Source organism: Roseburia faecis (genome assembly GCF_001406815.1).
Taxonomy (GTDB): domain Bacteria; phylum Bacillota; class Clostridia; order Lachnospirales; family Lachnospiraceae; genus Roseburia; species Roseburia faecis.
This window is the reverse complement of sequence record NZ_CVRR01000007.1, coordinates 1-25952: the sequence shown is the minus strand read 5'-3', so window position 1 is coordinate 25952 and position 25952 is coordinate 1. Positions and strand designations below refer to the sequence as shown.

The 25952-nt window shown below is 41.3% G+C and carries 24 protein-coding genes and 1 pseudogene; 4 read left to right on the top strand and 21 right to left on the bottom strand.

Going from position 1 to position 25952, the window contains the following annotated elements; translation table 11 throughout:
* Nucleotides 1–135: 135 nt before the first annotated feature.
* From M72_RS03710 to M72_RS17525, 18 genes are all read right to left on the bottom strand, one after another.
* On the bottom strand, nucleotides 136–720 hold the full coding sequence (locus M72_RS03710; protein WP_055067239.1) for a GNAT family N-acetyltransferase: 585 nt from the start codon (nucleotides 718–720) through the stop codon (nucleotides 136–138).
* A complete protein-coding gene (gene recD2, locus M72_RS03705) occupies nucleotides 721–2946 on the bottom strand; it encodes an SF1B family DNA helicase RecD2 (RefSeq protein ID WP_055067238.1) in 2226 nt (741 codons plus the stop codon).
* A 71-nt stretch (nucleotides 2947–3017) separates the two neighbouring features.
* Nucleotides 3018–3365 carry a hypothetical protein gene (locus M72_RS03700; protein WP_055067237.1) on the bottom strand — a complete coding sequence of 116 codons (348 nt, stop codon included), beginning with the start codon at nucleotides 3363–3365 and terminating at the stop codon, nucleotides 3018–3020.
* Between the two features lie 38 nt (nucleotides 3366–3403).
* Entirely contained in the window at nucleotides 3404–4222 is an 819-nt protein-coding gene (locus M72_RS03695; protein WP_055067236.1) for a flagellar hook-basal body protein, read from the bottom strand.
* 37 nt (nucleotides 4223–4259) lie between these two features.
* Nucleotides 4260–5060, bottom strand: coding sequence for a flagellar hook-basal body protein (locus M72_RS03690; protein WP_055067235.1), 801 nt, complete (start codon nucleotides 5058–5060; stop codon nucleotides 4260–4262).
* Nucleotides 5061–5163: 103 nt separating this feature from the next.
* The gene (gene mreB / locus M72_RS03685; RefSeq protein WP_022045901.1) at nucleotides 5164–6159 is read right to left on the bottom strand and encodes a rod shape-determining protein; all 996 of its coding nucleotides are present in this window, start codon (nucleotides 6157–6159) and stop codon (nucleotides 5164–5166) included.
* 218 nt (nucleotides 6160–6377) lie between these two features.
* Nucleotides 6378–9224, bottom strand: a complete 2847-nt coding sequence (gene uvrA, locus M72_RS03680) for an excinuclease ABC subunit UvrA (RefSeq protein ID WP_055067234.1) — start codon at nucleotides 9222–9224, stop codon at nucleotides 6378–6380.
* Between the two features lie 32 nt (nucleotides 9225–9256).
* Nucleotides 9257–11257, bottom strand: coding sequence for an excinuclease ABC subunit UvrB (gene uvrB, locus M72_RS03675; RefSeq protein WP_055067233.1), 2001 nt, complete (start codon nucleotides 11255–11257; stop codon nucleotides 9257–9259).
* 231 nt (nucleotides 11258–11488) lie between these two features.
* Nucleotides 11489–12196 (bottom strand): site-specific integrase, encoded by a 708-nt coding sequence (locus M72_RS03670; RefSeq protein ID WP_261291785.1) that lies wholly within the window; start codon nucleotides 12194–12196, stop codon nucleotides 11489–11491.
* 152 nt (nucleotides 12197–12348) lie between these two features.
* On the bottom strand, nucleotides 12349–12885 hold the full coding sequence (locus M72_RS03665) for a hypothetical protein (RefSeq protein WP_055067231.1): 537 nt from the start codon (nucleotides 12883–12885) through the stop codon (nucleotides 12349–12351).
* 2 nt (nucleotides 12886–12887) lie between these two features.
* A complete protein-coding gene (locus tag M72_RS03660; protein ID WP_055067230.1) occupies nucleotides 12888–13805 on the bottom strand; it encodes a hypothetical protein in 918 nt (305 codons plus the stop codon).
* An 11-nt stretch (nucleotides 13806–13816) separates the two neighbouring features.
* On the bottom strand, nucleotides 13817–16012 hold the full coding sequence (locus M72_RS03655; protein ID WP_055067229.1) for a DEAD/DEAH box helicase: 2196 nt from the start codon (nucleotides 16010–16012) through the stop codon (nucleotides 13817–13819).
* Between the two features lie 2 nt (nucleotides 16013–16014).
* Entirely contained in the window at nucleotides 16015–17652 is a 1638-nt protein-coding gene (locus M72_RS03650) for a site-specific DNA-methyltransferase (RefSeq protein WP_055067228.1), read from the bottom strand.
* Entirely contained in the window at nucleotides 17649–18161 is a 513-nt protein-coding gene (locus M72_RS03645; protein WP_261291784.1) for a DUF6680 family protein, read from the bottom strand. Before M72_RS03645 ends, M72_RS03650 begins: the two co-directional genes overlap by 4 nt.
* 17 nt (nucleotides 18162–18178) lie before the next feature.
* Nucleotides 18179–19486, bottom strand: coding sequence for an RNA-binding domain-containing protein (locus M72_RS03640; protein WP_055067227.1), 1308 nt, complete (start codon nucleotides 19484–19486; stop codon nucleotides 18179–18181).
* Nucleotides 19487–19904: 418 nt separating this feature from the next.
* Nucleotides 19905–20099: a DUF6809 family protein gene (locus tag M72_RS03635; protein WP_243248791.1), complete on the bottom strand. Its 195-nt coding sequence runs from the start codon at nucleotides 20097–20099 to the stop codon at nucleotides 19905–19907.
* Nucleotides 20096–20476 carry a TnpV protein gene (locus M72_RS03630; RefSeq protein ID WP_055067226.1) on the bottom strand — a complete coding sequence of 127 codons (381 nt, stop codon included), beginning with the start codon at nucleotides 20474–20476 and terminating at the stop codon, nucleotides 20096–20098. The genes M72_RS03635 and M72_RS03630 overlap by 4 nt, the downstream gene beginning before the upstream one ends.
* Nucleotides 20477–20693: 217 nt before the next feature.
* Nucleotides 20694–21392, bottom strand: coding sequence for a helix-turn-helix domain-containing protein (locus M72_RS17525; protein WP_243248789.1), 699 nt, complete (start codon nucleotides 21390–21392; stop codon nucleotides 20694–20696).
* 221 nt (nucleotides 21393–21613) lie between these two features.
* Between M72_RS17525 and M72_RS03620 the strand changes: the two genes are divergently transcribed.
* The 3 genes from M72_RS03620 (at nucleotide 21614) to M72_RS03605 (ending at nucleotide 23334) form a co-directional block, all read left to right on the top strand.
* The gene (locus tag M72_RS03620; RefSeq protein ID WP_055067225.1) at nucleotides 21614–21922 is read left to right on the top strand and encodes a plasmid mobilization protein; all 309 of its coding nucleotides are present in this window, start codon (nucleotides 21614–21616) and stop codon (nucleotides 21920–21922) included.
* A complete protein-coding gene (locus M72_RS03615) occupies nucleotides 21901–22422 on the top strand; it encodes a relaxase/mobilization nuclease domain-containing protein (RefSeq protein ID WP_055067224.1) in 522 nt (173 codons plus the stop codon). The genes M72_RS03620 and M72_RS03615 overlap by 22 nt, the downstream gene beginning before the upstream one ends.
* Before the next feature lie 204 nt (nucleotides 22423–22626).
* Entirely contained in the window at nucleotides 22627–23334 is a 708-nt protein-coding gene (locus tag M72_RS03605; RefSeq protein WP_055067223.1) for a hypothetical protein, read from the top strand.
* Between the two features lie 50 nt (nucleotides 23335–23384).
* Here the strand turns inward: M72_RS03605 and M72_RS03600 are convergent, their stop codons facing one another.
* From M72_RS03600 to M72_RS03590, 3 genes and pseudogenes are all read right to left on the bottom strand, one after another.
* Entirely contained in the window at nucleotides 23385–23795 is a 411-nt protein-coding gene (locus tag M72_RS03600; protein WP_055067222.1) for a type II toxin-antitoxin system VapC family toxin, read from the bottom strand.
* Nucleotides 23779–24048, bottom strand: a complete 270-nt coding sequence (locus tag M72_RS03595) for a hypothetical protein (RefSeq protein ID WP_055067221.1) — start codon at nucleotides 24046–24048, stop codon at nucleotides 23779–23781. Before M72_RS03595 ends, M72_RS03600 begins: the two co-directional genes overlap by 17 nt.
* Before the next feature lie 254 nt (nucleotides 24049–24302).
* A pseudogene (locus M72_RS03590) lies at nucleotides 24303–24569 on the bottom strand (DEAD/DEAH box helicase family protein); the annotation flags it as partial.
* A gap of 211 nt (nucleotides 24570–24780) precedes the next feature.
* Between M72_RS03590 and M72_RS03585 the strand changes: the two are divergent.
* The gene (locus M72_RS03585; RefSeq protein WP_055067220.1) at nucleotides 24781–25815 is read left to right on the top strand and encodes a polysaccharide deacetylase family protein; all 1035 of its coding nucleotides are present in this window, start codon (nucleotides 24781–24783) and stop codon (nucleotides 25813–25815) included.
* Nucleotides 25816–25952 lie beyond the last annotated feature (137 nt).

Below are 25952 nucleotides of genomic sequence, written 5' to 3'. Positions count from 1 at the left end.
AAAAAAGAGAGAATCTCTTTTTTTTACCTTGAGTTAGCTTTACCTAAATTGTAAAAATTTTATCACAAATCGTCACTTTTTTCAACCTTTTTTGCAAGAGAAAAAAGTGACATATTTTATGAATAAATATACATATTATACAATTCCATGCATCCACAATACCATGAACCCGACAGCAACTGCCGCACAGACTGCCAGACCGCCAATGCTGGTTCCGAGGATCACGCCGGATGGAATTTCTTTCTTTTCATATATCGCGCGTGCCACGGTTTTTGCCTGCATCGGAACAAATGAACACGGCTGTGTTACCTCCATTGGATGAAACCGGCGTTTTGTGAAATAATCCGCTGTCCATGCCGGCATTGCCGATAACGTCACCCTCTGTAACTGATATTGATTTGCCGCATACGCCTTCATTTCTTCCAACAGACATCTGCCACATCCTCTGCGCTGGAATACCGGAAGCACATACAGCATGGTAATATGTCCCTCTTTCTGCATTCCTGACATGGCGATCATATGCCCCTGTTCAAAAATTCCCCACATGGTGAGAGTTCCTTCTGCAATCATGTTCCGGATGTTTGTGTTTTCCGTATATTGCAGAAATATATGAATCATTTCCAGATCCGTGATCCGCGCACGCAGACAGTAATCAAAGACACCCCTTGCAATACTGAGCGCTTCCGGAATCTGATCTTCCGTTAAAATCTGTGCTTTCATTTACGCTTCCTCCTTATTTTCCAACAGCCGGTCCTTCAGACCGCTGTAACGTCTCTGTTGGGAATTATTCTCAATCATTTGTTCAAATGTTGTATCATCTCCCACTATCGTAACACATTTCTTTGCTCTTGTAACCGCTGTGTACAATAAATTCCGGTTCATAAGCATGCGGGGTCCGGAAAGAAGCGGAATGACAACGGCCGGATACTCCGATCCCTGTGATTTATGGATCGTCACAGCATACGCAAGTTCCAGCTCATCCAGCAGTTTGTACGAATATTCCACCATACGCCCTTCATCAAAATTTACCGTGATGGTCTCTGCAAAATCATTGATCTCTTCAATAATTCCGGTATCTCCGTTAAACACCCCGGTTCCTTTGTCTATGCAGAGTCCATATTTGCTGCGGATCTCCCATTCCAGCTGATAATTATTTTTGATCTGCATGACTTTATCGCCTTCCCGGAAAACGATCGCCCCATGCTCTTTCTCCTTTTTTCTGTCCGATGGCGGATTCAGATACATCTGCAGAATCGTATTGAGACGTTCTACTCCGAGCAGCCCTTTCCGCATAGGCGTAAGCACCTGGATATCGTATTCGCTTGCCCCCACAAATTTCGGAAGTTTCTGCTTGATCAGCTGCAGCGTAACGTTGATAATTTTATCTGCCTCATAACGCTTCAGGAAAAAGAAATCCATGCTCTTGTTATCCAGGCTGACTTTTTCTCCCCGGTTAATCTTATGCGCATTGACAATAATATCACTGGTGCTTGCCTGTCGGAAAATTTTTGTCAGCATTACCGTAGGAAACATCTTCGAATCAATAATGTCCTTCAGCACACTTCCCGCCCCTACACTCGGCAGCTGATTCACATCTCCCACCAGGATCAGACGCGTGCCCGGCAAAATTGCTTTCAGCAGGGAATTCATCAGGGAAATATCCACCATCGACATCTCATCAATAATGATGAGATTGGTCTCCAGCGGATTTTGTTCATTGCGCTCAAATCCGGCATTTCCTTCCATTCCGCCATTCAGTTCGAGCATCCGGTGAATCGTCCGTGCCTCATACCCGGTGGTTTCGCTCATGCGCTTTGCTGCCCGTCCGGTCGGTGCCGCCAGCATAATATCTTCTCCGGATAATTCAAAATACCGGATGATCGTATTGATCGTCGTTGTTTTTCCCGTTCCGGGACCTCCGGTAATCACGAGAACACCGTTTCTTACGGCTTCCTTTACCGCTTCTACCTGATGCTCATCAAGATCCATTCCCGTCTTCTTTTCAATCTTTCGGATTCTGTCCTCAATTTCGATATCCGGAACATCAAACACAGCATTCAGCTGTGTCAGACGGGTAGCGGTATTTGCCTCCATATAAAAATAGGTTGCCGCATAGATCTGCGTACTGTCTTCCACCTGGCGCATAATGATCTTGCGATCCATCGCCAGATTCATGTAATGCTGCTCGATGTGCTCCGGGTCTACCTCAAGAAGCCGGCTTGCCCGCTGCGTCAGTTCCTGCATCGGCAGATAGGTATGCCCCTCTCCGGCAGCCTGCAGCAGCACATACTGGATACCGCTTCGAATCCGGAAATCGGAATCGGTGCGGATTCCCACACGAGATGCGATCTCATCTGCCGTGCGGAATCCGACCCCTTCCACATCATCTGCCATACGATATGGATTTTCTTTCAGTATTCCGTATATTTCCTGCCCGTATGTTTTATATATTTTCACTGCAAGTGTGGTATTGATCCCGTATTGCTGCAAAAAAATCATTGCCTGCCGGAGATCTTTTTTCTGATTCACCTGATCCGCGATTTCCATAGCCTTTCTCTGGCTAATGCCTTTGATCTCCGCCAGCCGCTCCGGTTCTTCTTCAATGATACGAAAGGTATCTGCCTTGAATCTTCGCACAATCCTTGCCGCTAAGGCAATTCCGATCCCTTTGATCGCCCCTGATCCCAGATACCGCTCAATTGCCACCTCATCCTGTGGTGCCTTTTCTTCGAAACTCTTTACCTGAAACTGTCTGCCGTAAGTCGGATGTTCTGTATAACTTCCCTTTGCCTTAATGTTTTCTCCCTCGGCAATATCCGAAAATACCCCCACACAAGTCTCTTCTTCTTCGTTACACACCAGAACAAGTACGGTATATCCGTTGTCTGCATTTCGATAGATGATGTGATCTACATATCCTTCAATGCTCTCAAGATTCTCTTCCAAAATATGTTCCCCATTCTCTAAAAAAGAGACTGTTGTAAACAGTCTCTCCTCTTTTCTTTGTGCTGATGTTACTACTGGCCAATATTACGTTTCATCTGCTCATACAGTGTCTGTGTATAGCTTTCTCCGATCTGATCCACCATTTCATCTGCCACCGTCTCGATTGCCTGATCCATATACAGATCTTTGTACTGTGACATCGTAGAATCCCCGTCATCATCCGAGGTAAATGTATCTTTCATCTGTTTGATGACCTGCTCCACAAAATAAGATTCAAAATCTTTGATGACACCTTTTAATTGTTCCTCTGAAGAGTCCGATGAAATATTCTTTAATGAACTCTGAAGAGAATTGCTCTGCTCTGCACTTTTGTCTGCATTTGCAACCGTATAATTTGTACTGATTGATGAAATATCCATAGTATATCCCTCTTATGTAAGTAATTCCGAATCGCTGCCTATCGTTTCAGGTTATTTGCCGTCTCCAGCATGGAATCCGAGGTCGTGATTGCCTTGGAATTTAATTCATATGCACGCTGTGCAATGATCATATTTACCATCTCATCAGCAACCTGTACATTTGAAGCTTCGATGTAGCCCTGATATACACCGGTCTTCGTCAATCCTGCATTTTGTCCCTCCAGCATCGGATTTCCCGAAGCTGCAGTCGCTGCAAGTTTGCTTCCTGACATTTTCTCCAGTCCTGCCGGATTGTTAAACTGATAGATTCCAAAAGACTGGTTTAATGACACTACATTGCCGGTTGCATCTTTATAGCCAATCGTTCCATTGCTCGAAAATACCATGCTTTCCGAAGATACGCCTCTCGGCACACGAATGGTATTTCCTCTGGAATCCAATACCGGAAGCCCCTCTGAGGTTGCCAGAATTGTGTTTCCATTCGAATCCTGACTCCAGGAGAAGTTACCGTTTCTGGTGTAATATGTCTGTCCATCCACACCCCGCACGGCAAAGAATCCCTTTCCTTCCAGTGCAAAATCGGTCGGAATCTCTGTCTCTTCACGCGCCCCCTGCGTATAGTTGGACATGGTCGCTGCCACTCTGGTTCCGAGTCCTACCTGTGCACCTACCGGTTTATTGGCACCATTTGCCGTCGTTGTCTTTGTCTGCAGTGTCTGGTACAGTAAAGATTTAAACTCGGTACGTTCCGTCTTATAACCTGTCGTATTCACATTGGACAGGTTATTTGAAATTGTATCCAGATTTGTCTGCTGCGCAATCATTCCGGTTGCCGCAGTATAAAGTGATCTCATCATACGCTTCTATTTCCTCCTTGCGGTCTTTCAGCGACTATTATACTTTACCGACATTGTTAACTGCCCGGTCAAGTGTTCCATCTATGGAAGTGATTACCTTCTGTCCTGCCTCATAGGCTCTCTGAATTGTAATCATATTTACCATCTCATTTACAACATTTACATTGGAAGTCTCCAGTGTGCCCTGCTCTATATTGGCATCTGTTGCAATCCGGTTTCCTCCCGGAAGAAGGTTATACAGATTCTCACCGTATTTTTCAAGATAGTCATAATTATCCACATCCACCATGCCGATCGTTCCGACAATCTGGTTATTCTGCATGACGTATCCCAGTTTATTCACGGTAATCGCAGCATTTGGATCCAGACGTATATAATTATTCTGACCCGGATCGCCATTCATTGCACCAGTGGCATTTAAAACATAATCGCCATCCTTCGTCACCAGATACCCCTCTTTATTTACGGTAAAGGCTCCATCCCGCGTATACTTCACAGAAGTATTTCCCTGCTTGTCCGTGAATGCCACGGCAAAAAAACCATTTCCTTCAATCGCAAAATCTGTGGTGTTATCTGTCACCTTGAAATTTCCCGTGGAATAATCCGTATATACCTGCCCAAGGTGAACCCCATATGTAATATCTCCAAGCTTTTTCGGAATCCCCATATTAGAAGAATCCTTAATGCGCAAAGACATCTCATCGGCAAAAGTACGACTCGTCGTTCCTTCTTTTTTATATGCTGTTGTGTCTGCGTTTGCCAGATTATTTGCCAGAATATCCAGACGCTTCATTTCGTTTACCATTCCCGTATGGGCGGTATACAATCCTTTTACCATTTATGACACCTCAATTTTCACAGTTTTAATTTATATCGGCCAATGCCCTCACGAGCTTTATAGACATGCGATAAAAAGTGCGCATAAACGCGCACTTTATGCATTAATCCTCGTCTCTTTTTCCTGCAAGGAATTCTACATATTTTCCGGTTCCGATTGCTACACAGGTCATAGGATGCTCTGCCGTCATCGTGTTGATTCCGGTACGTTCTTCAATCAGTTCCTCCAGACCGCGAAGCAAGGAGCCGCCACCTGTCAGGACAATTCCCCTGTCTGCAACGTCTGCTGCCAGTTCCGGTGGAGTTTTCTCCAGTACGGAATGTACAGCTTCCACAATCTGTAATGTTGCCTCACGCAGAGCTTCCTCTGTCTCCTCAGAGCTTACCGTAATGGTTCTTGGCAGACCGGTTACCAGATTACGGCCACGGACATCCATCGTCTCATTCTGTGCCAGTGGGTAGCATGTACCAATTTTGATCTTGATATCTTCTGCGGTACGCTCACCGATCAAAAGATTATGTTTCTTTCTCATATAGCGGACCAGGGCTTCGTCAAAATCATCTCCTGCAATTTTCACGGAAGTGCTCACAACAGAACCACCCAGAGAAATGACTGCGATATCCGAAGTACCTCCTCCGATATCTACGATCATGTTTCCGCATGGTCTGGAAATATCAATACCGGCACCGATTGCTGCTGCAATTGGTTCCTCAATAATCTCTACTTCGCGGGCTCCTGCCTGATAAGTTGCATCCTCTACGGCTTTCTTTTCAACCTCTGTAACACCACTCGGTACACAGACGCTGATGCGCGGCTTGCGAAAGCTCTTCTTTCCAAGTGCTTTCTGGATGAAATACTTGATCATCTTCTCTGTGACGGTATAATCTGAAATCACACCCTGGCGAAGAGGACGGACTGCCACAATGTTTCCCGGTGTTCTTCCAAGCATCAGTCTTGCTTCCTCACCGATTGCTTTAATTTTATTGGTATCTCTGTCAAATGCAACAACGGAAGGCTCTTTTAATACAACACCTTTTCCTTTAATATATACTAAAATACTCGCAGTACCTAAATCAATTCCGATATCTGATCCGATCATCCCGAATGCCCCTTCCTATTTTCTTTTTATCTTTCTTTATCAAAATCTGATCTGCGTTTATGGCGCAAATCTGCAGTTAATCATATTTTTATGCATACAGTAACATTATATACAATTCATCCCATTTTTCAAACATTTTTTTATAGGTTAAAGCATTTTAATTAAATTTTAAGGAATCTCTCTGTTCCCGGGACAAAAATCTGTGCATTTTCGCTATTTTATACGTTCTTCGATTCCAGATACGGTTTTAAAAACTGACCGGTATACGATTCCGGAACTTTGCAGATTTCCTCCGGAGTCCCCTGTGCAATCACGGTTCCGCCACCGTCACCGCCTTCCGGTCCCATATCAATGATATAGTCAGCCGTCTTGATAACGTCCAGATTATGCTCGATGACGACAACGGTATTTCCGCCGTCCGAAAGCTTTCTGAGAATCTCCACCAGCTTGTGTACATCCGCAAAATGCAGTCCGGTGGTTGGCTCATCCAGTACATAAATGGTTTTTCCCGTTCCTCGTTTGCTCAGTTCTGTGGCAAGTTTGATACGCTGCGCTTCTCCTCCGGATAATTCTGTGGAAGGCTGTCCCAGTTTTACATAGGAAAGTCCGACATCGTACAGTGTCTGAATCTTTCGGTGGATCGTTGGTACATTTTTAAAAAACTCCAGTGCCTCTTCCACCGTCATATCCAGCACATCATAGATCGTCTTTCCTTTATAGCGCACCTCAAGTGTCTCACGGTTATAACGTCTGCCTCCGCAGACTTCACACGGCACATACACATCTGGCAGGAAATGCATCTCGATCTTTATGATACCATCTCCGCTGCAGGCCTCACAGCGTCCGCCTTTGACGTTGAAACTGAAACGTCCCTTCTTATATCCACGTGCCTTTGCATCCGGAGTTGCCGCAAACAGATCACGGATCATGTCAAACACACCGGTATAGGTTGCCGGATTCGAACGCGGTGTGCGTCCGATCGGTGACTGATCAATATCGATAATCTTATCCAGTTGTTCCACACCCAGAATATCATCGTGATCTCCGGGGATGCAGCGTGCCCGGTTTAAAGTTCGCGCCAGATGCTTATACAGAATTTCATTGGTCAGGGAACTCTTTCCCGATCCCGATACTCCGGTGATACAGGTCATGATACCAAGCGGAACCTGCACATCAATATTTTTCAGATTATTTTCCCGCGCTCCTTTGATGGTAAGAAATCCGGTCGGTCTGCGCCGTTCCGATGGTACCGGAATCTTCATCCGGCCGCTCAGATAAGCGCCGGTAATGGATTTTTTGCATTTCATGATATCCGCCGCAGTACCGGCCGCAACGACTTCTCCACCATGGACGCCGGCTGCCGGACCAATATCCACAATGTAGTCGGCCGCACGCATGGTATCCTCATCATGTTCCACGACAATCAGCGTATTTCCCAGATTCTTAAGATTCATCAGTGCATGCAGCAGCTTGTCATTGTCCCGCTGATGCAGTCCGATACTCGGCTCATCCAGAATATATGCCACGCCGACCAGTCCGGAACCGATCTGGGTAGCCAGGCGGATGCGCTGCGCCTCTCCTCCGGACAAGGTTCCGGTCGCACGTGTCAATGTCAGATAATCCAGACCTACCTCCTGCAAAAAGCCCACACGGGCACGGATTTCCTTTAAAATCTGATTGCCGATGAACTGCTGCTGTTCCGTCAGCTGCATTTCCGCCAGATATTTCACGAGATCTTTTACCGACATATCGGTCATCTCATATATATTTTTGTCTGCAACCGTAACCGCAAGAGAACTCTGCTTCAGACGCTGTCCATGGCAGGCAGCACACGGTGTAATACGCATAAACTGCTCATATTCCTGCTTCATCGTGTCCGATCCCGTCTCCCGGTAACGGCGCTCGACATTTTTAATAAGGCCTTCCCAGTTCAGATCATAGACGCCTTCTCCACGCTGTCCTTTATAATGCACCTTTAATATCCGGCCATCTCCGCCATGAATGAGCATATGCCGGATTTCTTTTGGCAGATCTTTATATGGTGTATCGAGAGAAAATCCATATCCTTCCGACAACGCTTTTAGGGTAGCATAGGTATAGCTGGACGGATCGGTGCAGGACTGCCAGCCCATTACCTGAATTGCCCCCTCGGAAATAGACAGTGTCTTATCCGGAATCATGAGATTTTCATCAAACTCCATCTTGTAACCGAGTCCGTAGCAGACCGGACAGGCACCAAACGGATTATTAAACGAAAAACTTCGCGGTTCCACCTCATCCACACTGATTCCGCAATCCGGGCACGCAAAATTCTGGGAAAAATTCATTGGTTCCCCGTCCACCACATCTACAATCGCATTTCCCTCGGTCAGCTCAAAAACATTTTCCAGGGAATCGGTCAGACGTTTTTCAATTCCGGGTTTTACCACCAGACGGTCTACCACAATATCAATATTGTGTTTGATGTTTTTATCCATCGGAATTTCTTCCGAAAGTTCATACATATTTCCGTCCACGATCACACGCACATAACCGCTTTTTTTTGCTTTCTCGAATAATTTCTGATGTTCGCCCTTACGCCCGCGCACAACCGGCGCAAGGATCTGGATGCGTGTGCGTTCCGGCAGTTTCATCACGGCATCTACCATCTGATCGATCGTCTGTTTCTCGATGGCACGTCCACACTTCGGACAATGTGGAATTCCTATGCGGGCATACAGCAGTCGAAAATAATCATAAATTTCCGTCACGGTTCCGACGGTGGAACGCGGGTTTCGGTTCGTCGATTTCTGATCAATGGAGATTGCCGGTGGAAGTCCCTCAATTGACTCTACATCCGGTTTTTCCATCTGTCCTAAAAACTGTCTTGCATAGGAAGACAAAGACTCCATATAGCGCCGCTGGCCTTCCGCATAAATTGTATCAAATGCAAGTGATGATTTTCCCGATCCGGACAATCCCGTTAAAACAACAAATTCATCTCTCGGAATATCTACGTCAATTGCTTTTAAATTGTGCTCATTAGCCCCACGTATTTTAATGTACTTTCTCTGTTTTCTCGGCATTTTATTTCCTCCTGTCGGTAACGTCCCTGTTTTTATTTTTCAATATCACGCAGCATATTTTTCAGTGACACCATCTTATCACGATACTCTGCCGCCGCCTCAAAATTGAGTTCTGCGGCAGCTTTCTTCATCTTCTTCTGGATGTCCCCGATCAGTTTTTCTAATTCCCTGCGGCTCATGGATTCCGGATCTTTATCAAATTCCATCTCCTCTGCTGCCACTTTTTTGGAGATTGCAATCAGATCACGCACCGATTTCTGGATGGTCTTCGGTGTGATTCCATGTTCCTCATTGTATGCCTGCTGAAGCTTGCGGCGGCGCTCCGTCTCATCAATGGCCACACGCATGGAATCCGTGATCTTATCCGCATACATGATTACATGTCCCTCACTGTTTCTTGCCGCACGTCCGATGGTCTGGATCAGTGAAGTCTCGGAACGAAGGAATCCTTCCTTATCCGCATCCAGAATCGCCACAAGCGTAATCTCCGGAATATCCAGTCCCTCCCGCAGCAGGTTGATACCGACAAGTACATCAAACACGTCCAGACGCAGGTCACGGATAATCTCTGCACGCTCTAAGGTATCAATATCCGAGTGCAGATATTTTACACGGATGCCAAGTTCGCTCATATACTGTGTCAGATCCTCCGCCATTCGCTTGGTCAGTGTCGTGATCAGCACTTTATGGTGATTTTTCGTCTCTTTGTTAACTTCCCCGATCAGATCATCGATCTGCCCCTCAACCGGTCGCACGGAAATCTCCGGGTCCAGAAGTCCGGTCGGACGGATAATCTGCTCCACACGCAGCAATTCATGCTCGTTCTCATAGACATTCGGCGTAGCTGATACAAACAGCATCTGATCAATCTTGCTCTCAAACTCTTCAAAATTAAGCGGGCGGTTATCGAGTGCGGACGGCAGACGGAATCCATAGTCCACCAGTGTCTGCTTCCTTGAGCGATCCCCTGCATACATTCCACGCACCTGCGGAATCGTAATGTGGGACTCATCCACAATAATCAGAAAGTCGTCCGGAAAATAATCCATCAGTGTCTCCGGCATTTCTCCCTCGGCACGTCCTGCCAGATGGCGGGAATAGTTTTCGATGCCGCTACAAAATCCGGTTTCCTTCATCATTTCAATATCAAAATTCGTGCGCTCCGCGATACGCTGCGCTTCCAGCAGCTTATCCTCCCCCTTAAAATACCTGACCCTCTCTTCCAGTTCTGCCTCGATACGGTCACACGCTGCGTTCATTTTTTCCTGTGGCACCACATAATGGGACGCCGGAAACACAGCCGCATGCTTTAATATACATTTGATCTCTCCGGTAAGCACATCCACCTCCGTAATCCGGTCGATCTCATCTCCGAAAAACTCCACACGGATCGCCGTGTCGGTATTATTCGCCGGAAAAATCTCCAGTACATCGCCATGCACCCGGAACGTACCACGCTTAAAATCCATCTCGTTGCGCGTGTACTGCATGTCAATGAGTCCCTTGATCACATCATCACGGTCAATCTCCATTCCGGGACGCAGGGAAACCATCATGTTCATATAGTCATCCGGACTACCAATGCCATAGATACAGGAGACAGATGCCACGATGATGACATCTTTTCGCTCCGCCAGTGCTGCCGTGGCAGAAAGGCGCAGCTTATCAATTTCATCATTGACCGCAGAATCTTTCGCAATATAAGTGTCCGACTGCGGCACATACGCTTCCGGCTGATAATAATCATAGTAGGAAACAAAATACTCGACGGCATTCTCCGGGAAAAATTCTTTCATTTCTCCGTACAGCTGCCCCGCCAGTGTCTTGTTGTGGGAAATAATCAGCGTTGGCTTATTCAGTGCCTGAATGACATTTGCCATCGTAAAGGTCTTTCCCGAACCGGTCACACCCAGCAGCGTTTCAAACTGGTTGCCTTCTTTGAATCCTTTGACTAATTTTTCAATTGCCTGCGGCTGGTCACCGGTCGGTTTGTATTCGGAATGAAGTTTGAAGATTTGTTGTGAATTCTGCACAAAAACACCTCCTGGTTTTTATATCAAAAAAGTTCGTCTATCAGGCAGAAATTCGTCGAAGCACATTCTCTGATTTTGCGCAAATATGCCTCTCGACGAATTCTGTTCACCACCTGACATTTTATAGACTTATAAAAAGTAGTAAAACTGACGTGGACGAATTAACACTCAAATGTAAGAGATATTATATCATGGAAATATGGAATTGTATATGCGAAGCGAACATTAGTTCTATAAAAATTTTTCTACATTTATCATCGTATCCAGAACATTTTCTGTATTGTCCTTCTTCTTTTCCGGTAATACTTCTTCCATATAAAAAAGCAATTCCGGTGGAATCTCCTCAGCTATAATATTTCCATTATCTCCATATACATCCATGGTTATCAACTCTCTTGCATGTCCCATCAACTTGGATACTGCCTTAGGAGAAAAATTATTCTTTAACAACAGAGTGCAATATGTACTTCTCAGATCATGCCACCGAATATCAGGAAGTCCGGTCTCCTGCAATAACTGTTTGTAGTGTTTCCAGTGAAAATCCTTACTTCTCGGTTTTCCATAAGTTGAACAGCAGATGTAGTCTCCATCGAAAAAGTATTTTCCTCTACGCCGACGATTCTTTTCATATTGTTTACGTTCTTCAATGATTGCTTCAAATACCAAATCTAGAAGCGGAATAACACGTTTACTGGAAAATGTCTTCAGCTGAAGCTCCTTCTTAGTGCCTCCGTCATTAGGTGCATATGGTTCTCTGTTCAGTTCTTTACCTAACTGTCTTTCAACAGATATTGTCCGGTTGATATAATCCACATCTGAGTACTTCAGACCATTAATTTCCTGTCTTCTAAGCCCCAGAAGCACATTAAACAGTATCTGCATATGAATCGGCGTATTCTTACTCGCTTGTAGCAGCACATAAATTTGTTCTAAGGTCAATGTTTTCTGAGCATCAATAGTCTGTACATGATATGGCTTACTTTTTACTGTTTTAGGCAGATTAACACCTTCTGCCGGATTAACCGCTATAAGCTTACACCCGGTATGATTCTTACATGCCCAGCACAATTCAATTTATGCGAAATATGAATTTATTTTTTATCCCAAAAAGTGAGGTACATTTGTGCAACGGACTCAAGCAGTACAAGAAGAATATGAAGTATGACGAAAATACAGATTGCCGAAACATACTTCAATGATTGAAGCGGGAAAATTGATTTGGTCAGAGCAACAGCAATCAAGAAAATCAGATAAACCGTTTCACAAATAATATTATATGCTATATTAGATAATAAAATCTGGAATAATGATAGTTGCTTTCCGTTTACTGAATGATAGTGTTTCTCATTCGACAATGTGTTTTTAAGTTCCTGTATATTATGATTATCTGCAGAAACTAGTATCGTAATAATCGCAATAGAGAACGATATTAAAATGGCAATAATATTTATTTGAGTGCTAATAAATTCAGAAAAAACTGCATTGAGCTTTTCACCATCGCCAAAATTAAAGAAAAGAGTAATTGCCAAAGCTGTTGTTGCAACCACCATTGGGAATATAAATTTGACATACAGTTTTTTTCTGGATTTTATATAGTCTTTAACTGGGACAAAAAGAATTGACTTCATTATCACCGCCTCGTTTCATCTATAAAAGTTTGAGCCTTATTGAAGAACTCAGAACTACACACCTCGTTAGTTAATCCTTCGGCTTCCACTGTAAGATAGTGTTTCATCTTAATCAAGTCTGTGGCAGCTTCAAATGTCCCGGATTCATTTGTTCCCTTGACTGCTATTTTCTTAATTTTGTTATTGCTTTGCATATCCTCATAATATGCTTTTATCAAATTTTCCGGGAATTTCTTGGCCTTTCTCGGTTTTTTTATAAGAATTTGCACTTCATCATTGATATCAGTTCGATTTGCAAATCTCATAAAGTCATCATTCAGATCATCTTTGCTAACGGTCAACGTAATAAAAGATGTAGTTTTAGCTTTCTTGAGAGATGTCAAAAAATCATCTCCTGGCATTATCTCATGTATAAGTGTATATAAATAATTGTCGTTACATTCCTCACTGTATTGCTTGAATTTTGCATTAAGATAATCAATAATACACTTTATCGAAATGCCATAGTGATTGCTTTCATGTACAGCTAAAAACCGATGTTGTCCTTTCGCTAACCGAATACAAAGATGAGTTTTTTCTTCGTCACCATCCTGCTGGCGTTTCCGAAGTCCAAGTTCCTCCATCGTTTCAGTATCAATTTCTTTCCGTACATGATTATATTTGGCAGATTTGAAAATAATATCATAATTGCCCGGTGTCAATTCTTTAACAGAATCCAGCCATACAATTTTCTCTGAAGTTGTCAGATTCCGTTTTCTATCACTCAAGCTTTGGGAAAGGACATGCTGCAGCATTGCCGAAAAAGATGCAACAATTTGATCCATGCTGTACTTGGAACCATCTTCGGCATTTTTTTGCTTTGCAATGGTTAAATAGTAAAAATAAATAGGAACATTTTTCTTTTTGGTCTCTGTGCCCATTTCTATCCTCCTTAAAGCACGTCAGAAAGCAGTGACCAGCAGTCGCTTCCAATGTCATCAGAATACTGGTCACTACAAATACAAAGCTCCCCACTTTGCTTATCTTGGCGTACAATTCCACCTTTAAGATTGTAGCGATCTACATATTTTTTTAATACGCCAAATTTTTTAGCCGTGTATTTATCAATGTCTTCACTATCTCCAGACTTTGTAAAGCCACCCTTTGTCTCAATAATCCAAACTGAACCATCGGTCGCTCCAACAACATAGTCTGGATAAAAAGACTTTTGCTTTCCGAAGTTGTCCACATACACAATGGAGAAATATTCGATGCCCTTATCTCCGTTTTTATAAAACCACGAAACTTTAGAACTATTTTGGCAATGGCGTTCGAAAAGTTTCTCTGGAAGAGAACGCCTTTCTGCAGAAGCCAAGTAACGCTTATATACGTTCTTTGTCATTTCACTCTGAGATTTTCCGGTTATATCATATGTAAATAGTGTTTCCTGCGGGAAACCAATCGGCTTTTCCGTGACTTTCGGTATATCCAAACTAAGTTGAAGTGCTTCATCGGACATTGCACTTCTTACATCTTCAATCAAACGATGCTTATTATTGATAACAAAAGCATACAGTGCACGAGTGTCAATTTTTAAGATTTTACAATCACAGTGCAGACCCTGCAGAAATAACTTTCGTATAATTGCATTGATACTGCTGTAATCAAGGTTTATTTTAAATCCAATTTCTGCTACGCAATGATGATATGCCTTACCATGCTTGTGAGTATTCAAAGGTTCATGAATTGCAACATCATTCAACCCAGAAATATTCTCTTTAGATAAAATGGAAACCTCACCAGATTTGGTGTAGTCAATAATATCTTCAGCAAACGAATATCCATGGACTTCAAGCAATGTCTTGTTTTTATCCATATCACTCGTGGCATGATATTTCTTTTCAAAGAACTTGCTGATTACTTTTAGGGCCAGTTTGGCATCACGAGGGAACGGGACATTCGTTTTGTACTCGCTAATTAAGGTAAAGGAACGGTGCTCCGGTTTCAGGAATACCCGGTATGCCTCCAAAGCGTCTTTACCAAGACTCAGCTTGACGCTTTCCGTAAATTTTTCATCCAGCGTAAAAAGATAGCAACAATCCAACAAATCACAATCGTAATGCTTTGCCTCTGGCATACGGCGAATACGTCCAATGGTCTGAATTTCAAAGGTTTCACTCATGTTGTCACGGAGTTTGACTAAGATATGAGCTCTCGGACAATCCCATCCCGTTGCAACAGCTTGCTTTATAATTACCGCTATTGGTGTGGCATCTGGGTCGGAAATTCCTTCTAAATTCTGCTTTTTATCAGAAAGCCAAACTGCCAGTTGACTATTCTCATAAGTGATTCCCTGAGATTCAAAGTATTCTTCAATTCGATCCAGCAATGCATCAGACTTATTGGGAATCTGGACCACAATCAGAGGGTTTACATTGACATTACGTCTTAAAAATTCTGCATGAATCTCCTGTTGCTTAGCAATTGCTTTTTGGATTAAGTAAGAAATCTGATCGTCAACGCTGATATTCTGCTCGAAGTTTTCGTTGATGACAAGAAGTTTCTTAATCAAGCCTTCGGAAATAACATCTTCTTCTGGAATGTCAATAACAGTTGCGTTTTTATATCCTTTAGGTGTAGCAGAGCATCTGATTATTTTGTCTGGATGAAACAACTCAATAATATCATCGGCCTTGATGGTATCGTTTTGATGGGACTCATCCACAATGACTTTGAATGAAAGGCCAGCATCCAATGCGTTTTTAATATACTCAACAAAATTGGTTCGTTCACTATCCCTCAAGGCAGTATTGCCTTTCTTAGTAAGTTTTTCCCAATTGATAAAGCAGACATCGTTTTCTTCAAATCCGCTTGCCATAATATCATGCAATAATTTAGTGTGGCTGCCGTGGATATATTTATCCATCTTGTTTTTACTCTGTTCTTCTAAACCGCCCTTCCCAGGGGTCAGCCAGATGAAAACAGTTCTACTATTGCTTTTAATATATTCGTCTATAAAATGAGTCAGAATAATTGTTTTTCCGCTACCTGTGCAGCTCTTTAAAACAATCTCATTGTGTAACCCTTCCATAGCTTCCATCAAATCAAAGATAGCCTTCAACTGAAAATTTGCAAGAGTAATTTCCATGTTTAGCCCTCCAGTTCTTTATAATAATAGTCAGGAATGATATTCACGGAAATCTTTTGATCTCTTAGCTTTTGCTCTTGCTCTGCATCAAGTAAAATGTCATGGGCCATATACAGCTTACAACACTGAGAGAGATTAACCGCATTTTCCATAAATCCTTCCAGCTCTTCTTCGCTCAATATAATGGCAATTTCGGCATTTCCTGTGAAGTTAATTCCATTTTCAAGCTCCACAAGTTCACGAACATGAAGCAGAAGTTCATCTGCATACTCATAATACATTCTGTCAGTGATTGAAATATATCCAACACGGAAATATTTCAAACTGGCATTGTACCCTTCGTTAGCAATAACTCGTTTGATTCTTTCATACGTAACGTTTCTACAAATATCGTTTTCATTATTGGTACACAGAATAAATTGTCGCTTGCTATCAGCATGCTCTGCATTATACTTGAGTAGTGCATGACCTGTAGTGCCGCTTCCTGCAAAAAAGTCGAGTACGATGCTGTTATTTTGGGACGCAATATCTAAAATTCTATTGATGAGCCTAATCGGCTTAGGGTTAGTAAACATACCCGCTTTTCCAAAGACTGATTTTAAATCACGAGTGCCCTCCTGCGTATCTCCAACTTCTGTTCTATACCATATTGTTTTACATACAGTCCCTTTTTGCACCTCTGACAAAAAAGTTTTAATCCTTGGCACATTATTTCCTTTTGCGCCGAACCAAATCCGATTATCAGCTCTTAACGCTAAATAGTTCTCTTCTGATGTAGCCCAGCTCCTGCTTGATGTGGGACGTACAACTCTTCCTGAAGGTGTAACAATATCGTACATATATGCTTCAGATGCTGTTTTGACTGTAAAATCACTTGATGTCCATGGCCCCCGAGGATCATTATCTGGGTTTGTATATCGTTTATCCATTTCAACTGTACGTTTCAACAATTTCGGGTGCCAGATTTCTTTGTTCTTTGCATACAGGAGGATATGATCATGGCTATCAGAGAGCCATTTTGCATCATTTTGTGGAGAAAATTTCTTTTCCCATATGATGTTAGCCACAAAATTCTGATATCCAAATAGTTCATCACAAAGCACCCTTAATGCTGCAACTTCATTGTCATCAATAGATATGAATATTGTCCCATTGGATGATAAAAGTTTTTGGGCTATCACAAGTCGACGTCTCATAAACGATAACCACTTTGAATGCCGAAAGGTATCGTTCTTATCAACCAGAGTATCCGAATATGTGAATCCGTCTTTTAATGTATTATATGGGGGATCGATGTAAATCAAATCAACTTTTCCTCTATGAGTTTTCTCTAACATTTGAAGCGATGCTAAATTATCTCCCTCGATTAAAAAGTTAATTATTTCACCATTGTTGATGAAAAGATCTTTATCTTCATTCAATACTGGTGTATTTGATTCAAGAACCTCATCAATATGCTCTTTGTGCTCCTCAAAAATGAGGCCGTATTTTTTTCCATTAATATCTTTTTCTAACTCAGATAAATAAGAAAGAAGATTTCCTGTATTCGTGTCTTGTGGCGCAGAGGCAATGAATGTTCGTATTTGTCCAATTTTACTTAGTAAATCCTCACGTTTTTTCTTAGAAACATTAGTACTCATTTCGTTACCTCTTTGCTTTCTTTTTTCGGCATGATACTGGTCATACTATGAAGCAAATCATTGTATGCTTGTTGAGATCTTGCCTGAGCTTCCCACTGGTCGATCATTCCTTTGGGTACATAGGGATTCTGAATAGTTTCCCAAGTGATTCTGTCTTTATAGCCGAGGTTCTTCGCCATTTCTTCCAGCAACTTATAGTTTAAATTTTGTCGTTTTTGCTTCATTAATTCAGATTCTTCCGAAGATGAATATGCATCTAAAAGGTTTTTCCAAGCGCCTCTGACAGCAGTATCTTTTACAAAAACCACATCAATAAGATTGAGTGCATGAACACTGTCTACAGTCCAACCGTAAATTCGTGATGTCATAAGGGTGCGAAAAATTTGCATTTTATCTTTCCGTTTTTCTGCACGGTTTTGCAGGTATTGACCTATAACAACTGCTAAGATTGGAATTCCTACAATTGCAACTAAATTTAAAACTGCCATTATCGTTTCAAAACGAGTCATATTAATTTCCCTCACAATCAAGACCTTATCTTTAATCTATATTTGAGATTTCTGCCGCTACCAACTTTTACAATCAGTCCGTTATCCAACATTTCACGTAGAAGAATACTGGATGTAGACTGAGATACGCCCAGCAGATCATCTACATCTTTTCTTACAATGCTATCCTTTTTCCCAAACAATGAGAGAACCATTTTCATGCGCTCATTTTTAATCCCTACTTCGTGCATTTCTTGATTATAATTTAAGTTAGGCAAGGTGATCTTAAATGCATTGTTGCTCACTTCAATAATAGGCTTTACCGCTTGATCCGCATAGCATTCATTAATTTTCATAATGCCGGTGCCATAAGCTTCAATTAACTTAAGACGATAAAAAACATTTGCTAATTTTTTGTTACGCAAAGCAGATACACCCAGCATTATATCATCATAAGAAATCCCACGGACCAATCCACCAATGGTTACGAATTCTATGCGTCCATCAAAAATACTAATAAGGGTGGAACCGCTCACGGAATAGTCTCGATGCACAAGTGCATTTAAAAGAGCTTCACGTAGTGCTTCGGCAGGATAATCTCGTTTGTCAATTCGATCTAATCCTTTAAATTCTGCACGAGTGTGATTGAATTGGTCGATATAGGTGTACGCCTCCTCAAGCTGTTCCAGCAAAGAACCTGTCAGTTCCTTGCGATCCTTAAAAACACTTTTCTTACTTCCCTCAAAGACGGCCATTTTGATGGTATGCGTGCACTGATCAGACAGCAACATTCCAAGATTTGTGTAAGTGCCATCTTCACCGATTATATTCAGTGTGCGCTTCTGAGCATCGCCAAACTCCACCTTTTTCTTTGCAAAATATTCTTTCGCTTTTTCAAATGTCAGCTGCTGATTAATGGAACGTGCATCTTCATAGCAATCTCCGCTGGTTTCTCGAATCATATTCAAAATGGCTGTTTTAGAAGCTGGAACTGAAGAAGCACCTTGACGTACATATACGCCCTCCGGGCGAATACCTTTCGAATACAAATAGTAAGGACGAGCTGTGCCACGTTGCACAGTTAAAACAATAACATCTTTATGTTCCATTTTCTCAACAGAGTAATCAGTGAACATAGTCACGTCTGGACGCACAATATCTCGAATCATATTAGTTAGGCGAAGCATAGTATCATCTACATTATCAACACCGTATATTGTTCCGTCATCATTGATGCCGATATAAAGCTTCCCACCATTTGTATTTGCAAATGCAATAACAGCGTACTTAATGTCGTCCATATATTCACACTTGAACTCCACATTCTTTCCCTCTATCAAGAAGATTACCTCCTTTAGCCGTCACTATTACTTTAATTATATCTAATTATCATGTAATTATCAAGTGATTAGATGAGCTAATTTGATTTGTTTCAATTATGCAAAAATCTGCCCAGTGGATTAAGAATCATCAAAAAGTTAAACAATCTCTCGAAAGGGAATAATTTCACGCACAATTTTATAATTTCTGTTTGTGAAATTTTTTATTCTGGATTTCGACACTCGATATTTACCAAAAAATATATAAAAGTGTGATTGCAATCGCAAAATTATGAATTATTGTGTGATACATCCAAAAAATCAAGAAAAGCCGGATACCACTTCTTGCGAAGCAGCATCCGGCCTTGTTCTATGCTTTGTTATTCCATAACCTCAACCATCATCTTGGCTCCCAGCTTAAAGCTGCTCTGGAACAGCAGGCACTCTACCATGGTCTGATGCTCATGGACAGCATCCGTATAACGGAAAAAAGTTCCTTCTGCTCTTCCGTCATGGTTGCCAGAAGTTTTCCCTCGTTTCTGGTAATCAAGTGGAGGGCTTCTTTCAACTCCTTCCAGGTGGCTGAAGCATACTCTGTTAGCTCGATATTGCAATACCAGAATTCTTCCAGGATTCTCATACTGCACCCTCCCCGTAAATCAGCTCCCGGAGAATGATCTCCTCTGCACGATTATGGATGCTGTTCATGGCTCTGACCCAAGCCATCTGATCACTGGCTTTCAGATCCTCTGTCACGCCCTCTGCGACCTTCATCTGCTCGATAATACATTTCAGGTGACTTTGTGCCTGCTCGTTCAGATCGGCAAGATAAGTCCAGAGCTGCCCCTCCAGAACCAGATCGTTGAACATCATTGGATTGTGCTCTTTCAGATACTCTCGGTGCATCCGCCCATATTTTCCGATAGGGCGTTCCTCATTGGGAAGCTTCAGATCCGGGATGTAGTAATCTCCAACCAATACATATTCCATATTGTTGATACTCTTTTTGTTTTCCATAAGCTTGACCTCGATTTCAAAATTTTTGTCACATCGAGACTCACTGGTGTAGTAGTGGTGTAGTAGCACTACCTTCAGGCCTGAAAAACATTGATATTACAGGGGATTTTAGAGATTTCTGCAAATAATGCCGTGATATCAAAAGAAGATTTGAAATCTATGGAGATATGACCTGGGAAAACAGCTGGGAATATCGGTATGAGCTTTCAGATTACGATCACATCCATGAACGGTATAAATTCGGAGATATTGTTAAATTCAAGTATCCAATTTGTGGATATTCAAAAGGAATCATTACCGGAATAGCAGAGCCAGAAATCGGAACTGGAGATATTTGTATTTCCCGATTATATGATGTATTCTGCGAAAAAAATACGCTCATCTCCAGACGATACGTATGGTGCTTATCGGTGATACGTGTAAGGCACGCATCGGCATAGGTATTATCAGCAAACATACAGGAATGGAGTACACCGGCACAGCTGTTGTATGCCTGTTCCTCATGTTTTGAACTTCGGAGTATCCTGTCAATAAGAGTTACCATGGATTCTCCATAGACAGATGCCCACCGTCTGTAATAAGCTCCGTCATGTGCATTTACCTCTTTGTAATACAGATGTTCCGGAGGCATATGACTGTCATCTGTAATGTAAAGAGGAAAATCACGGTAAGATCTTGGATGACGGCAGATCAGCCGGTTATACTCATCGCAGATCCATATCTCCGTCATTGTAGCCTTAAGAATTGCAGGCTTCACATATTCGATAACTGATTGCCTGGATATTTTCCAAATCCTCCCGATTTTAAAGGCATGAAGCTTTCCTTCCTTTAACAAACGGTATGCATTGTTTTTTCCAATGTTCAACATTTGACATACATCATCTATCGTTACCATGTCTTCATATGTCTCAAACATCTTAAATCCTCCAATCCTTTATTTCTTATTATCATGTTGCTTTCTTAATCAAACATGACCTCCATTGTGCATACATAATCAATGTTAATCTTAAATAACATTACTAACATATTGGTAAAGAATAGTTCGGTGCACTTCGTTATTTAACGAATGTGTACCCTTTTTCTATTCTTGCCAACGATATGATTACGCTAATATTTTAAAAATCAGGAGGAATTCTTATGAATCAAAGTAAAGATGTTAGAAACATTCAAAAAAAATTTAAAATAAACAAGGCTGAGGAAATCTTGCTTACCCAACGAATTAATAAGAGTGGATTAACAGCCAGTGAATATATCCGTCAGTCTGTTCTCCATGATAACCCAGTAGCTGTTATTGATAAGGCAAATATCATAATCCCTCAACTTGCAGATATTTCAAGTCTTACTAATGATTTGCTCGACTGTGACACCCTGCCTCCAGATCAAAGAGATATTGTTAACCTTATTCAGAAAGGAGTTCTTGAATTATGGCAATCTTTAAGCAAGTAGAATCAGGAATCAATCCGTATGCAGAAGACTATATGGCTACAAAAATTGCATACATTCTTCGTCCTGAAGCCATCCTGTCCAACTACTGGGGTGGCTATGGATTCGTAAAAGGAACACTTCAGGAAGTAACTGAACAGTTCTACATTGTCAGAAACTTATACCATAAAAGCAATTATATTCCTCTCAGACATTTTGTCTTGTCTTTTGATCCATATTATGAATACGATATTACGCCTTTTCAGGCATATCAGATTGCTAAAAAGGTATGTAAAATCTTTGCGGACGCACAGTATCAGGTTATCTTCTCCGTCCATGAAAATACCAATCATCTTCACGTTCATATCCTTGTAAACACGATAGATTTGACTAATGGTATGCTCTATAACTGTGATATGCATAATTTCTATGCCGTCAGAGACCATGTTAAATTTGTTCTGCAATCATACCGATTATGGTATGGAAATCATCCACTACTTTTACATAAGCAGCCTTTCCTATAGAAGTATTCCTAGCAATACCCAGATTATCATTATATAAACAATTAACTTGAATAAATATTTTCTTTATAGTATTATAAATGCGGAGCATTAGTTTATTATGGTAGAACACCTTTTATGGAGGGAGGTCCCGGTTCAATTCCGGGATGCTAAAGCTCATTAAATCTTTAGTGATTTTTAGCATCTCGAAATTCCTGATATATCACTATGGCAGAAGAAATATTCACAGCAAGTACTGAAAATTTAAGAGATTTAAAAAAACAGCGAAAAAGAATTTGTGCTTTAGTTAATAGAGCCATTCGTGAAAAACAAGATCCTGATTTAATTTCTCTGACAAAAATGTATGCTCTTCTTTATTCTGCTTATGTCGAAACTTCTTTCTTAAAACTTATTCATACGCCCAAGGCATTTACAGAGTCAGAAATCATTCAAATAATGGCTGAACGTAATTTAGAACAAAAATGGTTAAAATGTGTCGATCTTGCATTTAATAAACTTAATACAACTAATTTGGGAGAAGTTGCAAATAAAAAACAAACATTACACAGACTTCTACAAGAATATATTATTGACCCCAGCCAAATAAGAAACAAAGTTGCACATGGGCAATGGGTCTATTGCTTAAATAATGAATGTACAAAAGTAAATCACGATACAACTGCCCTAATGGCTAACTTAGATTTTGTTAAAATCGAAAAATACTTTTGTATATATGATAAATTCCATCAATGTATTTTAGATTTACTTATATCACACCGAACACATTATAGAGACTATTATCAAATAATAACAGAACTACAAGATTATGTTGATTCAACAAAATCTTGGTCATTAGAAACGAAAAAACATCAAATACTATCTTCTTCAAAATATCAAAATTATAAAGAAAAGAATTATGGTAATGGTGCTTATTAAACATCTTACATTTATAAAATCCCTCAGAAATGTTCCGAGGGATTTTTCTTTCAATTTAATTTCTTTAGCCATTCATCAGGTTCTATAGCTGACACTACAGAAGCCTCAAAATCTGCGGTATTTCGAGTAATTATATAATTTGCCGAAACCTCCTCGGCACATCTGTCCTGCAAACAATCTTCAAAATCTTTGAAGTTATCCATCTTAATAGCTTTCATGACTGCTTCCTGAGATGCAGACGCTACTTTTAGAATCTTGCAGACCTTTTCTAACCATGATCTTCTTGTCTCTGCTGGGACTTTTCTGAGAATGTACCACAGATTAGGCAAAGAGTGAAATGCTATATATCCCTCTGCTTCTCCAGATGCACATTTCTCCATCACATGCAACGCAGAATCGTAAAACGGTTCTCTTGCAACAAGAAAATCAATAATTACATTCGTATCAATCAATACTACCATATTTTTCCCTTCTTGCTGCTTCCAGCTCTGCATCCGGATCAAAGTCATCCGGCAAATATTTTTTTGCTTCACTTCTGGTAGCTACCAGTTCTTTAAACGCCTGCATTTTTTCATCTGGTTTCTGAGACGGATAAATAACACTGGTATATGTTTTCTTTGGTATTAATCGCTGAATCACTTCAATCAGAAAGCCTACATTATCATCGGACATATCCTGAATCATCTGAACAGCCTGCTCCTGTAACATAGTCATATGATACACCGCCTTTCCTTATCATTTTATGCAAATCATTATTTTCCTACTTTAATTATAACTGCTTTACACCTGTTTCTCAATCAATATTTTTCATGTATCAATTCTACTACTTTCTTCGACGAATTTTGTTCACCGTTATAACCAATCCATCATGTCCATTTGCCTTTAACCTATCGTTTATTTTACTTTATATAGTGTTATTCCGCATTATCCAATCAATATATAGTGCATAAATCAATATCAAGATACTAGGAGACAAAATACTCGACGGCATTCTCCGGGAAAAATTCTTTCATTTCTCCGTACAGCTGCCCCACCAGTGTCTTGTTGTGGGAAATAATCAGCGTCGGCTTATTCAGTGCCTGAATAACATTTGCCATCGTAAAGGTCTTTCCCGAACCGGTCACACCCAGCAGCGTTTCAAACTGGTTGCCTTCTTTGAATCCTTTGACTAATTTTTCAATTGCCTGCGGCTGGTCACCGGTTGGCTCATATGGGGCATGTAATTTGAACTCCATAATGCCCTCTCCCTTCTCAGTTTTATCGTAAAATCTGCTTTATTCCATGAAAAAAATCCATATCTTTATAGTCTGCACATATATGCTAATTTTACTACAAAGATCTGACTTTGTCTATCTTGATTAGAACATTTGTTCTCTGCTTTCTTTTTACCTGTAAAGTGTGTATGATAACAGTAAATACATGCCACAAAAGATAAGGAGATTTTGTATGAAAAAAAGAAAATGCCTGCCGTATTTATTTTCAGGAATACTGCTGTTTACACTGATACTGACAACCTGTTCCGGACATTTTTCCATTGGGGCATCGGTACTGGATACCGAACCTTCCACCAGTGTCCCCACAGAAATTTCTTCCGAAGCCCCGACAGAAGTTCCTTCCGGGCTTCCTGACAACCCTCAGGAAACAGTTTTTCCCCAAAAACCAAAACCCATTCCGCAGGGGCTTATCCGTGGCAAAAACGGGCACATGTATTTTTACCAGAATGGGAAAAAACTGAAAAACCGCTGGAAAACAATCAAAAAAAAGACCTATTATTTTGGAAAAGACGCAAAAGCCTGTACCGGGAAAAAGAATATTTCCCATTACTTATGTTACTTTAATAAAAAAGGGGTTCTGACACGGAAAATCGATAAAAACAAAAAGATGGTTGCCCTCACTTACGACGACGGACCATCGGTTTATACCCCAACTATTTTAAAAACCCTGAAGAAAAATGATTCCGTTGCCACATTTTTTGTGGTGGGCAGCCGCGTATCGACTTACTCCAAAACCGTACAGAAGGCTTATGACAACGGGTGTCAGATTGGCAATCACACTTATGATCACAAAATTCTGACCCGGGTTGGGAAAAAGGAAGTTCAAAAACAGGTTTCCAAAACCAATCGTGCCGTCAAAAAAATAACCGGTATAAATCCGATTGTAATGCGCCCACCGGGAGGTGCCACCAGTTCCAACATCAAATCATGGGTGGGAATGCCTTCCATCCTCTGGTCCATCGATACCTTAGACTGGAAAACGCGGGATTCCGCAAGTACCCAGAAAGCCGTATTGAACCATGTAAAGGATGGAGATATCATACTGATGCACGATCTGTATCAAGCGACCGCCACTGCCTCCCGGACCATCATTCCGGAACTTACCAGACGCGGATATCAGCTCGTCACTATCAGCGAACTTGCAGAGTGCAGGGGCGGCATGAAACAGAACAAATCTTATTCTAAATTTCCAAAGAAACAAAAATAGTGTCAGGCAGTGAACGATTTCATTAAAAAACGTGGAAACCATGATGGTTTCCACGTCAGACTGTAGACAAAGTCCTCGGCTTTTTGCCGGGGATTTTTCTGTATTAAAGAGGCTAAAAGTCAGTATTTTCAAGACTT

Excerpts from the sequence above, each read along its gene's own strand:
- M72_RS03710 (WP_055067239.1), bottom strand. The coding sequence starts at position 720 with ATGAAAGCACAGATTTTAACGGAAGATCAGATTCCGGAAGCGCTCAGT.
- M72_RS03700 (WP_055067237.1), bottom strand. The coding sequence starts at position 3,365 with ATGGATATTTCATCAATCAGTACAAATTATACGGTTGCAAATGCAGAC.
- M72_RS03695 (WP_055067236.1), bottom strand. The coding sequence starts at position 4,222 with ATGATGAGATCACTTTATACTGCGGCAACCGGAATGATTGCGCAGCAG.
- M72_RS03690 (WP_055067235.1), bottom strand. The coding sequence starts at position 5,060 with ATGGTAAAAGGATTGTATACCGCCCATACGGGAATGGTAAACGAAATG.
- mreB (WP_022045901.1), bottom strand. The coding sequence starts at position 6,159 with ATGATCGGATCAGATATCGGAATTGATTTAGGTACTGCGAGTATTTTA.
- uvrA (WP_055067234.1), bottom strand. The coding sequence starts at position 9,224 with ATGCCGAGAAAACAGAGAAAGTACATTAAAATACGTGGGGCTAATGAG.
- M72_RS03665 (WP_055067231.1), bottom strand. The coding sequence starts at position 12,885 with ATGAAGTCAATTCTTTTTGTCCCAGTTAAAGACTATATAAAATCCAGA.
- M72_RS03660 (WP_055067230.1), bottom strand. The coding sequence starts at position 13,805 with ATGGGCACAGAGACCAAAAAGAAAAATGTTCCTATTTATTTTTACTAT.
- M72_RS03655 (WP_055067229.1), bottom strand. The coding sequence starts at position 16,012 with ATGGAAATTACTCTTGCAAATTTTCAGTTGAAGGCTATCTTTGATTTG.
- M72_RS03650 (WP_055067228.1), bottom strand. The coding sequence starts at position 17,652 with ATGAGTACTAATGTTTCTAAGAAAAAACGTGAGGATTTACTAAGTAAA.
- M72_RS03645 (WP_261291784.1), bottom strand. The coding sequence starts at position 18,161 with ATGACTCGTTTTGAAACGATAATGGCAGTTTTAAATTTAGTTGCAATT.
- M72_RS03635 (WP_243248791.1), bottom strand. The coding sequence starts at position 20,099 with ATGAGAATCCTGGAAGAATTCTGGTATTGCAATATCGAGCTAACAGAG.
- M72_RS03630 (WP_055067226.1), bottom strand. The coding sequence starts at position 20,476 with ATGGAAAACAAAAAGAGTATCAACAATATGGAATATGTATTGGTTGGA.
- M72_RS17525 (WP_243248789.1), bottom strand. The coding sequence starts at position 21,392 with ATGTTTGAGACATATGAAGACATGGTAACGATAGATGATGTATGTCAA.
- M72_RS03620 (WP_055067225.1), top strand. The coding sequence starts at position 21,614 with ATGAATCAAAGTAAAGATGTTAGAAACATTCAAAAAAAATTTAAAATA.
- M72_RS03615 (WP_055067224.1), top strand. The coding sequence starts at position 21,901 with ATGGCAATCTTTAAGCAAGTAGAATCAGGAATCAATCCGTATGCAGAA.
- M72_RS03605 (WP_055067223.1), top strand. The coding sequence starts at position 22,627 with ATGGCAGAAGAAATATTCACAGCAAGTACTGAAAATTTAAGAGATTTA.
- M72_RS03600 (WP_055067222.1), bottom strand. The coding sequence starts at position 23,795 with ATGGTAGTATTGATTGATACGAATGTAATTATTGATTTTCTTGTTGCA.
- M72_RS03595 (WP_055067221.1), bottom strand. The coding sequence starts at position 24,048 with ATGACTATGTTACAGGAGCAGGCTGTTCAGATGATTCAGGATATGTCC.
- M72_RS03585 (WP_055067220.1), top strand. The coding sequence starts at position 24,781 with ATGAAAAAAAGAAAATGCCTGCCGTATTTATTTTCAGGAATACTGCTG.